Source organism: Streptomyces sp. NPDC059247 (assembly GCF_042754005.1).
GTDB lineage: Bacteria > Actinomycetota > Actinomycetes > Streptomycetales > Streptomycetaceae > Streptomyces.
Genome location: NZ_JBHYZW010000010.1, coordinates 205,303 through 218,479, shown reverse-complemented (window position 1 = coordinate 218,479; position 13,177 = coordinate 205,303). Strand labels below are relative to the sequence as shown.

General features: G+C 73.7%; 10 protein-coding genes. 7 read left to right on the top strand and 3 right to left on the bottom strand.

Features of this window, described 5'->3' with window-relative positions; translation table 11 throughout:
- The first annotated feature begins 230 nt into the window (after nt 1–230).
- Nucleotides 231–1,751, top strand: a complete 1,521-nt coding sequence (locus ACFXGN_RS20150; RefSeq protein ID WP_384860957.1) for a glycosyl hydrolase family 18 protein — start codon at nt 231–233, stop codon at nt 1,749–1,751.
- A gap of 242 nt (nt 1,752–1,993) precedes the next feature.
- On the opposite strand, the gene ACFXGN_RS20145 is transcribed toward ACFXGN_RS20150, so the two are convergent.
- Entirely contained in the window at nt 1,994–3,196 is a 1,203-nt protein-coding gene (locus tag ACFXGN_RS20145) for a hypothetical protein (protein WP_384860846.1), read from the bottom strand.
- Nucleotides 3,197–3,366: 170 nt separating this feature from the next.
- Nucleotides 3,367–4,131, bottom strand: a complete 765-nt coding sequence (locus ACFXGN_RS20140; protein ID WP_384860843.1) for a PIG-L deacetylase family protein — start codon at nt 4,129–4,131, stop codon at nt 3,367–3,369.
- 156 nt (nt 4,132–4,287) lie between these two features.
- On the opposite strand from ACFXGN_RS20140, the gene asnB reads away from it, so the two are divergent.
- The 6 genes from asnB to ACFXGN_RS20110 all read left to right on the top strand — a co-directional run bounded on the left by asnB (nt 4,288) and on the right by ACFXGN_RS20110 (nt 11,919).
- Nucleotides 4,288–6,093 (top strand): asparagine synthase (glutamine-hydrolyzing), encoded by a 1,806-nt coding sequence (gene asnB, locus ACFXGN_RS20135; RefSeq protein ID WP_384860840.1) that lies wholly within the window; start codon nt 4,288–4,290, stop codon nt 6,091–6,093.
- Between the two features lie 201 nt (nt 6,094–6,294).
- Entirely contained in the window at nt 6,295–7,419 is a 1,125-nt protein-coding gene (locus ACFXGN_RS20130) for a hypothetical protein (RefSeq protein WP_384860837.1), read from the top strand.
- A 91-nt stretch (nt 7,420–7,510) separates the two neighbouring features.
- Complete coding sequence (locus ACFXGN_RS20125; RefSeq protein WP_351780725.1) at nt 7,511–8,257, top strand: SDR family oxidoreductase; 747 nt, start codon at nt 7,511–7,513, stop codon at nt 8,255–8,257.
- A 100-nt stretch (nt 8,258–8,357) separates the two neighbouring features.
- Complete coding sequence (locus tag ACFXGN_RS20120; protein ID WP_384860834.1) at nt 8,358–9,923, top strand: class I tRNA ligase family protein; 1,566 nt, start codon at nt 8,358–8,360, stop codon at nt 9,921–9,923.
- Nucleotides 9,924–10,116: 193 nt separating this feature from the next.
- Nucleotides 10,117–11,502: a D-inositol-3-phosphate glycosyltransferase gene (gene mshA / locus ACFXGN_RS20115; protein ID WP_384860831.1), complete on the top strand. Its 1,386-nt coding sequence runs from the start codon at nt 10,117–10,119 to the stop codon at nt 11,500–11,502.
- A gap of 216 nt (nt 11,503–11,718) precedes the next feature.
- On the top strand, nt 11,719–11,919 hold the full coding sequence (locus tag ACFXGN_RS20110) for a hypothetical protein (protein ID WP_384860828.1): 201 nt from the start codon (nt 11,719–11,721) through the stop codon (nt 11,917–11,919).
- Nucleotides 11,920–12,039: 120 nt separating this feature from the next.
- Here the strand turns inward: ACFXGN_RS20110 and ACFXGN_RS20105 are convergent, their stop codons facing one another.
- On the bottom strand, nt 12,040–13,092 hold the full coding sequence (locus ACFXGN_RS20105; RefSeq protein WP_384860826.1) for a LuxR C-terminal-related transcriptional regulator: 1,053 nt from the start codon (nt 13,090–13,092) through the stop codon (nt 12,040–12,042).
- Nucleotides 13,093–13,177: the final 85 nt, after the last annotated feature.

Here is a 13,177-nt window from a genome sequence, read left to right as displayed (position 1 = left end):
GCTCACTGGACCAATCCGCGCGCCCCGCGCCAACGCGCGAGGCAGGGCCCGCCGTCGGTGGATGCACCACACACCCATGACCCGAATTGGTCTAGTCCAAGGTTTGTTCAAGTGCCGCCCAAGTCGTTGACGCGACCCGGCGGCCGGGGTTTCCGTATCCCAACAGCCGTGCGCGACAACGGCGTTGCCGCACCCCCACGCACCCCCCCCACAGCCATTGGATGGCCATGATGAGACGCATGAGGCCGCTCCGCTCCGCCCTCACCGCCGCCGCGACCGCCGTCGCCGCCCTGGGCCTGGCCGCGACCACCACCGCCCCCGCCCAGGCGGCCACCCCGCTGCCCGCCCACGTCTTCGCCCCCTACTTCGAGGCCTGGACCGGGGAGAGCCCCGCCGCCCTCAGCGCCCAGTCGGGCGCCAAGCACCTGACCATGGCGTTCCTCCAGACCGCCGCCAAGGGCTCGTGCACCGCGTACTGGAACGGCGACACCGGCACCCCCGTCGCCCCGTCCTCCTTCGGCGCCGACATCAAGACCATCCAGTCGCGCGGCGGGGACGTCATCCCCTCCTTCGGCGGGTACACGGCCGACACCACCGGCACCGAGATCGCCGACAGCTGCACCGACGTCAACCAGATCGCGGCCGTCTACCAGAAGGTCATCACGACCTACGACATCACCCGGCTCGACATGGACATCGAGGTCGACTCCCTCGACAACACCGCCGGGATCGACCGCCGCAACAAGGCCATCAAGGTCCTCCAGGACTGGGCCGCCGCCAACGGGCGCAAGATCGAGATCTCGTACACCCTGCCGACGACCACCCGGGGCCTCGCCGCCAACGGAGTCGCCCTGCTCAAGAACGCCGTGACCAACGGCGCCAAGGTCGACGTCGTCAACATGATGACCTTCGACTACTACGACAACGCGGCCCACGACATGGCCGCCGACACCAAGACCGCGGGCCAGGGCCTCTACGACCAGCTCGCCAAGCTCTACCCCGCCAAGACCCCCGCCCAGCTCTGGGGCATGGTCGGCATCACCGAGATGATCGGCGTCGACGACTTCGGCCCCGCCGAGACCTTCACCCTCGCCAACGCGCGCACGGTCTACGACTGGGCCGTCTCCAAGGGCATCAACACCCTGTCGTTCTGGGCGCTCCAGCGCGACAACGGAAGCTGCCCGGGTGGCGCCGCCGCCGACAACTGCTCCGGCATCCAGCAGAACACCTGGGACTTCTCGCACATCTTCGCGCCGTTCACCAGCGGCACCACCGCCCCCACCGACGACTTCTCGGTGACCGCGAACCCGGCCGCCGCGACCGTCACGGCGGGCGGCTCCACCACGGCCACCATCGGTACGGCCGTCACCGCCGGTACCGCCCAGACGGTGAACCTCTCCGTCAGCGGTCTGCCCGCCGGGGTCACCGCCGCCCTGAGCCCCGCCTCGGTGACGGCGGGCGGCTCCTCGACCCTCACCGTGAACACCGCCGCGACCACGGTCTCCGGCACCTACCAGATCGTCGTCAACGGGGCGAGCGCCTCGGCCGGTCACGCGGCGGTCCTCACCCTGACCGTCAACGGCGGCGCCACCCAGTGCACCGCCGGACCGTGGATCACCTCCTCGGTCTACACCGGCGGCCAGACCGTCTCGCACAAGGGCCACACCTGGAAGGCCAAGTGGTGGACGACGGGCGAGGAGCCCGGCACCACCGGCCAGTGGGGCGTCTGGCAGGACCTCGGCGCCTGCTGACCGCCGCCCGGCGGGGCCTGGACGTCTGCTGACCGCCACCTGGCGGGACCCCGACGCCTGGTGACCGCCGTCTGGCAGGACCCCGGCGTCTGCTGACCCGGCCCCCTGCCCCCACCTGAGGGACCCGCCCCCGAGAACTCCCGGGGGCGGGTCCGTCCGTAGGGAGACCCCTACGGGGAGGGTCGGTAGCCGGGACCCCTACGGGTACGGGCCGACCGCCCGGCCCGTGGCTGTACGGGCGGCTAGCGCGTCCGGTCGAAGCGCTTCCCGTTGTCGTCCTCCGTGCGCTCCTGGTCCTCCCCGGCGGCGCGGACCGCGTCGCGCAGGGGACCGGCGAGATGACGGCCCAGAGCGCGGACGGCACGGTCGAGGTCGTCGAGGAGCGGGGCGAACCCGGCGGCGACCGAGGCGCCGAGCGAGCCGCTCCGCCGGAGTTCCTCCAGGTCGTACAGGGCGCGGGCCAGCGCGTTCGTGGTCCGGCCGGAGATCCTGTCGGCGATCTCGGAAAGCCGGGTGGCCGCCCGCTCGTGCTCCTGGAAGTCGATGCGGAAACTCCACGGGGTGCCCACCGGAGGCCCGTACCCCGGGAGTTCGCCCGGCAGCCGGTCGGACGACCGCCGCCCGGCACCGACGACCGCGCCGCCGCTTCCGACCGCCGCGCCGCCACTTCCGACGACCGCGCCGCCGCCTCCGATCGCCGAGCCACTGCCTCCGACGACCGCGCCGCCGCCCCCGACGGCTCCACCGCTCCCCCCGGCACCGGCACCGGCACCGGCACCGGCACCGGCACCGGCACCGACTCCGCCGACTCCGCCGCCCGTCCCGCCCGTGCCTCCGCCCACGATCCCCGTTCCGCCCGTGATGCCGGGGCCCGCGCCGCCGGTCGCCCGGCGCCCGCCGGCCAGGTCGGCGGGGACGTCCGGGAGCCCCGCGACCGCCGGGTCGGCGCGGGCGGCGGCCGACCGGGCGCGGCAGCCGTCGAACGCCTCCGCCTCGATCGACCGGAGTGCGGCGCGGGCGTCCGCGACGGCGTTCCGCCCCGCCGCGTCCAGCGGCGGCCGGATGCTTCCGGGCACGGGGGAGGGCGGCGGGAGCACGGCGGCGAGGCGGGCGACGGCGTCACGGGCCATGTCCTTGTGCACGGCGATGACGTCACCGCAGTTCAGCAGCTCCGAGGCGATCAGGACGGCGGCCTCGTCCGCGCGGGTGAAATGGCCCCGGACGCGGGCCCCGTGCGCGGCGAGCGCCTCCGTGGCCTCCCCGCGACCGCCGGACAGCGGCCCCTGCAGGGCCTTGGCGGTGTCCGCGCCGTCGTCCGCGAGGTGGTCCGCGCAGGTGCGCAGACTGCTCGCCGCCCGGCTCGCGGCGTCCTCGTCCGCCGTGGGCCAGGGCAGGCCGTGCTCGTCCGACAGGGCCCGCTCCCCGTGCGTGCGCTCGATCGTCACCGAGTGAACTCCCCCCAGCGGAAGCTGTTTTGGGCGCAAACGGTCTCATGGGCCCGATCACCCCACAAGGCGCGCGGCGGCCCGCCGGGGGCGTACGGGAGGCACCCGAAGCGCACGGACCCACGGCCCGGGGCGCGCGGCGGCGGCCGGTCCACGCACGGGCGGCGCCGTCAGTCGATGTGCACGATCTGGAACGCCTCGGCCATCCGGCCCGGGGGCAGTCCGCCCGCCGTCGCGTGCTCGCCGAGCCAGGTGCGGAGCAGCCCCGCCAGGTCGTCGAAGTGGGCCGTCTGGGAGGTGTGGATGCGCAGCGCCTCGACCTTGCGCTCGAAGACGGGGGTGACGTCCACGTACTGGTTGGGGGTGGGTCCCGTCATCAGCCACAGCTCGTGGACCGTCCAGGGCTTGAGGCCCTCGTGCTTGAGGAGTTCGGAGTGGGCGAAGGGGTTGCGGGCCTCGGGGTAGATCGCGCGGAGACAGGCGTCGCCGACGGCGCGGTGGTCGGGGTGGAGGTCGGCGACCCGGGACCAGTTGATCTCGGGGGAGGGGATGATGGCCCGCTGCGGCCGTACCTCGCGGATGATCCGGCACAGGTCGCGGCGGAGCTTGACGGACGCCTCGACGAAGCTGTCGGGGTAGCCGAGGAAGCGGACGTCGGCGACTCCGCTGAGCTTGGCGGAGTGGACCTGCTCGGCGCGGCGCAGGTCCGCCATCGCCTGCCGGGGCAGCCGCTCGTCGTAACCACCGGCGCCGCCGTCCGTGACGATGCAGTACGTGACACGGGTGCCGCGCTCGATCCACTGCATGACCGTGCCGCTGACACAGAACTCGATGTCGTCCGGGTGCGCGGCCACGACCAGCAGAGATTCCGGTGCGCCGCGGTCGGGGGCCGTGTCCGCCAGGGCGCTCGTCGCGTGGTCCTCCATGTCCCTCATGGGGCCAGCCTGTGGGGGCGGCGGGGGCGTCGCAAGGTCACGTCGTGGCGTGAACTGGACATGGCACTTACGCGCCATTCAAAAGCTTGGTAGATTCAAATCATTGGGTGCAACGCGTCATGACAGGCAGTGACTTCGGATCAGGAGGCGATCGGCGTGTGCAGAGTTCTCGGCTCCTTCGCCGCAGGGGCGGACCGCCCCGAGCCGGCCCAGCTCGCGGCGGTCTCCGCGCGCCAACGCCACGGCGGGCCCGACGAACACCAGGTGCTCAGCGGGCCCGGCTGGTCCCTCGGCTGCGACCGGCTCGCCGTCACCGACCCCTGCGGCGGACAGCAGCCCTACCGGCTGCCCCATCTCCCCGGCATCCTCGCCGTGCTCAACGGCGAGATCTACAACCACGTCGAGCTGCGCCGGACCCTCGCCGCGCGCGGCCACCGCTTCCCCGACCGCTGCGACGGCACCGTGCTCCCCGCGCTCTACGCCGAGTACGGCCCCGCCTTCGCCGAACACCTCGACGGCATGTTCGCCGTCGCCGTCCTCGACCTGCGCCCCGGCAGCACCCAACTCGTCCTGGCCGTCGACGACATGGGCATGAAGCCGCTCCACCTCCACCACGACCCCTACGACGGCTCCACCCGCTTCGCCTCCGAGATCCCCGCCCTCCTCGCCTTCGAAGGGGTGCGCATCGCCCCCCGCGAGGACTCCCTCGACACCGTCCTCGCCACCCGCACCTCCTTCTCCGCCCACACCGCGCTCGACGGCGTCAGCGTCCTGCCGCCCGGCGCCACCGCCCTCGTCCGGCCCGGCACCGCACCCGTCGTCCGCCGCCGGGGACCCCACCGGGCCGTTCCCGTCGGCGACACCCAGGACGTGCTGCGGCACGAGGTGCGCAGGCTCGCCCAGGCCGAGGTGCCCGTCTGCGCGATCACCAGCGGCGGGCTCGACTCCGGCCTCGTCACCGCGCTCGCCGCCGAGCAGGCCCGGGAGGCCGACGCGCCGCCGCTGCACACCTTCCACCTCACCTACCGGGGCCGGTGGCCCGACTCCGAGGCCGCGTACGCCCGTTCCGTCGCCCGCCGCACCCGGACCGTCCACCACGAGGTCGTGGTCGACCCCGACGAACTCGGCTCCCTCCTCACCCGGACCGTCCGCCACCTGGGACAGCCCAACGCCGACCCCATCACCCTCTCCACGTACGCGCTGTTCCGCGCCGTCCGGCAGAGCGGCTTCACCGTCGCCCTCACCGGCGACGGCGCCGACGAACTCTTCGGCGGCTACGACCGGATGCGGGAGGCGCTCACCGCGCCCGCCGGGTCCGACTGGGCCGCGCTCTACACCGACGCCCTGTCCGCCGCCCCCCGACTGCTCCGCGAACACCTCTACACCGCCAACTACCGTGCCCACATCGCCGATCAGGGCTCCGCGGCCGACCGCATCGAGCAGGAGCTGCGCTCCGCCGAGGCCGTCGGCGAGGACCGGCTCACCGCCATGACGGCTTTCGAGACCCGCTGGCGGCTCCCCGCGTACCACCTGCGGCGGGTCGACCACCTCTCCATGGCCTGGGCCGTGGAGGCGCGCCTGCCGTTCTGCCAGCCGTCCGTCGTGGCCCATGCCCGCGGACTTCCGGCGGCGGCGCGGACGGGCAAGCGCGCGCTGTACGAGGCGGGGGCCGAACTGCTGCCCGCCACGGTGCTGCGGCGCCCCAAGCAGCCCTTCACGCTGCCGGTCGCGGCGATGCTCACGCCCGGCAGCCCGCTCCTGGAAACCGTCCGCGAACTCCTCTCCCCGGCCCGGCTCGTCCTCGGCGGGAAGGTCCGCGCGGACCGCGTCCAGAAGCTCCTCGCCCGTCAGCTCGAACGCCCCTCGCGCCACGACGCGCAGGCCCTGTGGGCCCTCGCCGTCCACGAGCTGTGGACGGAGGTGGTCCAGGGAATGCGCATCCCGGTCGGCTGTGCGGCCTGACCACCGGCCCGGGTCCGGGCCCCGGCGTGGGCCCGGGGCTGGGGCCGGGCCGTGGTCCGGGCCCGCGTCCGGGCCCGCGTCCGGGCCCGTGTCCGGATCCGGGCCCGCCGCCGGTCCTGCTGCCGGGCCCGCCGCCGGGACCGTGTCCGAGGCTGGGGCCGTGGCTGAGTCCGGTCCCGCGTCCCGATCCGGGTCCGGGCCGTGACCAGGCCCGCGTCCGGACCTGCCCTCGGACCCGCGTCCGGACCGGCCGTCAGGCCCGCGTCCGGACCCGCCGTCGGACCCGCGCCCGGACCCGCCGCCGGGCCGAGGACCCCGCCCGGACCCGGGAACACGACCCACCCCACCACCGCCCGTCCCACCACCCTCCGTCCCGCCACCGTCCGGGCCACCGTCGTCCGGGCGCGGGACGCCCCCGGGCCCACGCTCGTCGTGCGGCTCGACCAACTGCCCGCCGGGGCCCTCGCGCTCGGGGGCGAACTGGCCCGACTGCGCCGGGCGCTCGCCGGGACGCCGTACGCGCGGCTCAACAAGATCGCCCTGTACGGCCCCGCCGCCCGCCCCGGGCGGGACCTCGACTACCGGTTCGTCCAGGCGCTCCCGGACGGCCGGTTCGACTTCCGCACCGGCTGCGGGCACTCCCTCCTCGCCTGCGTGGTCGCCGAGGGCCGCCCAGGGCCCGTCACCGTCCGCGCGGTCACCACCGGCGACACGGTCCTCTGCACACCGGAACCCGGCCCCGTACCGCCGCACACCACCCCCGGGCCCCCGCCCCCACCGCCGTACGCCCCCGGTCCCGCCCCCTCGACCCCGTACACCCTGCACTTCCTGCGGGCCCCCGGCGCGCCCGGCGGGCTGCCCAGCGGGCGGCCCGTCGACGTGCTCGACGGGACGCCCGTCTCCCTCGTGTCGTACGGCAACCCGTACGTCTTCGTCGACGTCCGGCACCTGTCCGCGCACCGGGGCGACGACGCCCTGCGGGACCGGCTGCTCGTGCTGCGCGCCGAGGCCGCCCGGCTCCTCGGGCACCCGCCGCACTCCGCGCTCCCCAAGATCGCCGCCTTCGGCGCGGGGCCCGGCGGGCTGTCCGTACGGGCCCTGACCGTCGGCGGCTGGCACCCCCGGCTCGCCCTCACGGGCGCCGCCGCCCTCGCCGCCGCCGGGGCCCTCGACGGCACGGTCGTCCCGCCGGTCCACGGCCCCGTCCGCACCCCCGGCGGGCCGGTCACGGTGACGGCGGGACCCGACCGGGTGGGGGTCCACCACAAGCGCGCGGACGTGCTCGACAGGCTCGAACTACCCTGGCGTGTCCACGCAACGGCGTGAACGCGCACCCCTCTCACCAGGTGGGGAGCCGCCTCCCTCTGCCACGCTGGACGGGACCGGCAATCGGTATCCGTGGGGAGAGCAGACACACATGAAATTCGAGAATCTGCGTGTCGTCGTGACCGGAGCGTCCCGCTATTTCGGTCGCGCGCTCGCCGTCGGATTCGCCCATCTCGGCGCCGAGGTGTACGTCTCGGCACGTACCGTCGAGGCCGCCGAACGCACCCGCGCGGAGGTCATGGGTTCCGCCCGCGACCGCATCCACGCCTTCGGCTGTGACCTCAGCAAGCCCTCCGAGATCAGGGAGTTCGCCTCCCGGGTCTCCGAACACACCGACCGCGTAGACCTGTTGGTGAACAACGGGGCCCGCTGGCTCGACGGCATGGACCTGGAGGCGGCCAGCGACGCCGAGATCGTCGAGACGATCGAGTCGACGGCCGGCGGCACGGTCCTCATGGTGAAGCACTTCCTGCCGCTGCTGCGCGGCTCGCTGCGGCCCGACATCGTCAACATGGTCGCCGTCCGCGACGCGGAGGGCGCCTCCGCCGCCACCGCGGGCGCCGCGCACGAGGCCTTCTGGGCGGCGAAGAGCGCCCAGGCGGGATTCGCCGACATCCTCTCGCGCCGCCTGCGGCCCTCCGGAGTCCGCGTGTTCTCCCTCTTCCCGCCCGACTTCTCGATCTCCGACCCGCGCTTCGCGGAATGGGACGGATCGAACCCGGACGGCATAGCACCCGACGAGAAGCTGACGACGCAGGCCCTCTTCGAATGCATCGTCTACGCGGTCGAGCAGCCGCGCGACTGCTTCATCCGGTCCTTCCACTTCGAGCCCCGCTGACCCGTACCGCCGACCCGACCCCGCTGGCCGCCCTGCGCCGACAGCGCTCCGCCGACCGCGACCGCTGAAGCCCACCGCACCACAGCGTCAAGGAGGTCCCATGAGCACCCCCGTCTGGATCACCGCGACCCCTCCCGCCACCCACGGCGAGCTGCACATCGGCCACCTCGCGGGGCCGTACGTCGCCGCCGACGTCCTCACCCGCTATCTGCGCGCCGAGGGCGAGGCGGTGCGGTTCACCACCGGCACCGCCGACCACGCCAGCTCCGTCGAGGTCAGGGCGCTGCGCCACCACCGCAAGCCGGAGGAGGTCGCGGAGGGCTACCGTGCCGCGATCACCGCCGACTGGCTGCGGTCCGGCGTGGAGTTCGACCACATCGTGCGCCCGCGCCGCGACAAGGGCTACGCGCGCTGGGTGCAGGACCTCTTCGGCCGTCTGTACGCGCAGGGCGTCATCGCCCCGCGCACCCGGCTGCTGCCCTACTGCGAGCCGTGCGACCGCTGGCTGCACGGGGCGCACGCCACCGGCACCTGTCCGCACTGCGGGGCGGCCAGCGACGGCGGCATGTGCCACGAGTGCGCCCGCCCCAACGACGGCGGCGACCTGATCGCGGCCCGCTGCGCGCTCTGCGACACCCCGGCGGTGGCCCGCCGCTGCCGCAGGCTGTACGTGCCCCTGGAGCCGTTCCGGGAGACCCTCGCGGAGTACTGGGCGACGGCGGGCCTGCCGCCCCGGCTCGCGGCGCTGTGCGAGTCGCTCGTCGAGGACGGGCTGCCGGACATCGCGGTCGGCCACCCCGCCGACTGGGGCCTGCCGGTCCCGGTCGAGGGCTTCCCCGAGCACCGGATCGACGGCTGCTTCGAGGCGGCGGCGATGCACCTCTTCGGCTACGACGTGACCGGTCCGCTGCCCCGCCGCGCCATCCACTTCTGCGGCTTCGGACACGCCTTCTGCCACGCCGTGCTGCTGCCGGTGCTGCTGCTCGCGCAGGACGTCAAGCTGCCGCAGGACTTCAACGTGAACGAGTCGTACGTCATCGAGGAAGGCGTCCGGGAGGGCAACGTCTGGGCGCTGGACCTGCTCACCGAGTACGGCTCCGACACCCTGCGCAGGCACGTCCTCCAGGCCCGCCCGCTGGGCCGCCGCACGGTCTTCCAGCGGGAGCGCCTGGCATCGGCCAGGCGGGAGCTGGACGAGAACTGGAACAGCTGGCTGGCCCGGCTCTTCGCCGCCGTGCGGGAGGAGTGCTCCGGACTCGCGCCGCAGGCACTGCCCGGCGGCACGGGCTGGGAGGTCCTGGAGCGGCGGCTGCACCGGGGCGTGGACGATCTGCGCGAGGCGTACGGCCCCGACGCGTTCGACCCGCGCCGGGCGGTGGCGGTCCTGGACGAGATGGTCCGGTCGGTGGCCGACTTCGGGTACGTCAACGCCCATGAGCGCTGCCGTCCCAGCACCTCCTGCCGTCATCTGCCCGCGCTCGCGGCTCAGTTGGCGGTGGCCTCGGCCCTGTCGGCGTGGGCGCGGCCGGTGATGCCGGAGGGTTCCGACCGGCTGGCGGCGGCGCTCCAGGTGGCACCGGGGCGTCCGGTCGACTGGCACGCCCTGACCGCGCCCCTGCCGGGGGCCCGGCTCGAACCGCCGTCGGGTCCGGTCTTCGGCTTCTGACCGGCCCACACGACGGCCCTCAACTACTAATCCACTAAGTACATACGTGGAATTCCGAGCGCGACCAGAACAAAAAAGACCAGAACCAAACAAAGACCAGAACTGAAGAAGAGCAAGAAAAAAGAAGAGCCAGAAAAAGAAGAGTCCAGAGCGAAGAAGATCGCATCAGACCGTTCGCCCCTCCCCGCCGCGTGTGTCCGTGCGCGCGCGAGCGACGCGCAGGGACACCCGCGGCCCCTCTCCCCAGGAGCCCCTCGTGTCCCTGCGCGTCGCCATGCTCAGCGTCCACACCTCCCCGCTCCACCAGCCCGGAACGGGGGACGCGGGCGGGATGAACGTCTACATGGTCGAGCTGGCCCGGGCCCTGGCCGAACAGGGCGCCGAGATCGACCTGTTCACCCGCTGCCGGGGCGAGGACCGCGCCCCCCGGGTCGAACTCGCCCCCGGCGTGGAGGTCCTGCACCTGAACGCCGGGCCCCGCGAGCCGCTGCCCAAGGAGGCCATGCCCGACCTGGTGGTGCCGTTCTCGCTCGCGCTCCTCAAGGAGGAACGCCGCTACGACCTGGTCCACTCGCACTACTGGCTCTCCGGGCAGGCGGGCCGGATCGCCTCGGTCGGCTGGCGCGTCCCGCTGGTGCACACCGCCCACACCCTGGCCCGGGTGAAGAACGCCTCGCTGGCCGCCGGTGACACCCCCGAGCCGGAACTGCGGGTCCTGGGCGAACACCAGGTGGTGGCCGCCGCCGACCGGCTGATCGCCAACAGCCCCGACGAGGCGGAGGCGCTGCGCGACCTCTACGGGGCGGAGGAGCCCCGCACCGAGATCGTCCGGCCCGGGGTCGATCTGCGGACCTTCCACCCGGCGGACGGCCGGGCGGCGGCCCGCGCCCGGCTGGGACTCCCCGCCGACGCGTTCGTCCCGCTCTACGCGGGCCGCATACAGCCGCTGAAGGGCCCGGACGTGCTCGTACGGGCCGTCGCCGAACTGCTGGCCGGGGCACCGCACCTGCGCCGCAGGCTCCTCGTGCCGGTGATCGGCGGCCACTCGGGCGCGACCCGGGAGGGCACCGCGTGGCAGCTGGCCCGCGAGCTGGGCGTGACCGATGTGCTGCGGCTCTGTCCGCCGGTGGCCCAGCACGTCCTGGCGGACTGGTACCGGGCGGCGGACGTCCTGGTGGTGCCCTCGCGCAGCGAGTCGTTCGGACTGGTGGCCCTGGAGGCGCAGGCCTGCGGGACCCCGGTGCTCGCGGCGGCGGTCGGCGGGCTGCCGACGGCGGTGTGGGACGGGGTGACGGGTCTGCTCGTGCACGGCCACGACCCGGTGGAGTACGCCCGGCGGCTGCGGTGGCTCGCGGAGCACCCGGCGGCGGTCGTGACCATGGGGGCGGCGGCGGTCGGCCACGCGCGCGGGATGAGCTGGCGCGCGTCGGCCGCACGGACCGTGGAGGTGTACCGGGCCGCGCTCGCGGAGACGCGCCGGCCGGTCCTTCCCGGGGGGGTGGGGCAGGGGCGGCGGCACGCCCCTGCCCCGGCGGCCCCTCTCTCCTGGAGGAACGAGAAGGCCGTAGCACAAGTCTAGCATCTCTTTTGGTCGAACCAAAGATATGGCGCGCTCCGGATCGGCCAATTCCGTTGTGGAGATGGCGGATTGACGCATCCACGCCATGGCGGGTCCACGCAGAGAGGATCCCTGGATTCGATTCGAACGCCGGGACAGAATAGAGATGTCTTCAGGGAACGCCCGGCGGCACGGGCCCCCAGAAGAGAATTCGACATTCCAAATCCTGGAGGAATCATGTCCGTTGCGCAGAACACCGGAATCCGCAAGGCCGTCCGTCAGCTGCTGGTCGCCATGGTCGCCTGTACCGCCGTCGCGGGCGGCGCCGCCTTCGCCCTCGACTCGGGCAACGCCCCCGTCGCCCCCCAGACCTTCGCGGGCGTCGCCGAGGACAACGGCTGGCCGGTCGTCCCCCCGAAGCCGACCCCGACCAACTGACCTACCACCACCGGACATTGCCCCGGTAATTCGTGCCCCCCAGGCCCCGCAATCGCTGCCACGATTGTGGGGCCTCGGCAATTCCCCCACGCAATTCACCGCCCCGGAAATTCCGGAGGCTCAGTCCAGCCAGCCGAGCCGCACCGCGCGGGCCCCCGCCTCGAAACGGCTCGTCGCCCCCAGCTCCTGCATCAGCTCCGAGATCATCCGGCTGACCGTCCGCAGCGACACCCCCAGCGTCCGCGCGATCCGCTCGTCCTTCATCCCCGACGCCAGCATGTGCAGGGCCGCCCGCTGCTGCTCCGAGAGCCCGTCGCCGCCCGCCTCCGCCGCCGTCTCGTTCCCGTACGGCGTCGCCGTGTGCCAGCAGTGCTCGTACAGGCTCAGATACGGCCGCACCAGCGCACTGCCCCGCGCCAGGATCGCGCCCTCGCCCGGATCGTCCGGCCGGATCGGCACCAGGGCGAACTGCTGGTCCGCGATGATCATGTTCATCGGCACCACCGGAGCCAGCCTGATCTCCACGCCGACCTCCGCCCGCAGCCCCAGGAACTTCTCCATGTACGGGTCCGTGGCCTCCTGACGGCCGTAGACGGCGCGGACCCGCACCCCGTTGGCGATCTGCCGCCGGTCCCGGTCCAGCATCCGCTCAGGATTCTGCCGCCCCGGCATCCCCGGGTGCATCGCCGCCGAACTCTCCTGCATCACATCGGTGATGTCCTCGATGGCCTGCTGGATCCTGCGGTAATCGGTCAGCGCCTCCACATGCGCCTCCGCCCGGGTCAGCGCCTCCGCCCGCAGATAGGACCCCGCCAGGATCTCCAGCGTGCTGTACGCCTCGTCCGCCTCCGCCAGGTGCTCCCGCAGCCGCTCCCGCTCCCGCTCCAGGAGCCGCAGCAGCGCGATCTCCGGATCGATCGCCGCGACCGTGTCCGTCTCGGAGCGCCAACTGCCGTCCGCCACGGCCGTCACGGTGGCGTGCGCCTGCCCGGTGGGCACGATGAGGCCCAGCTCCAGCAGCTCGCGGCGACATCGCTCGTACTCCTCCGCCGCGAGTCCCAGCTCCCCCCGGACCTCCTCGAAGTCCGAGACGCCCCGGCGGCGCAGCTCCTGGTACACGGTCAGCAGGACGTCGGTCGTGCCGTCCCCCCTGTGGTCTCCCGCGGTGACCATGGCGAAGTGACCCCCCTCATCCTCCGAGTCGCCCCCGCCCTCACCCTGTCATACGGCTCGGCGGGAGTCCGTCGTGCGTTGTCTG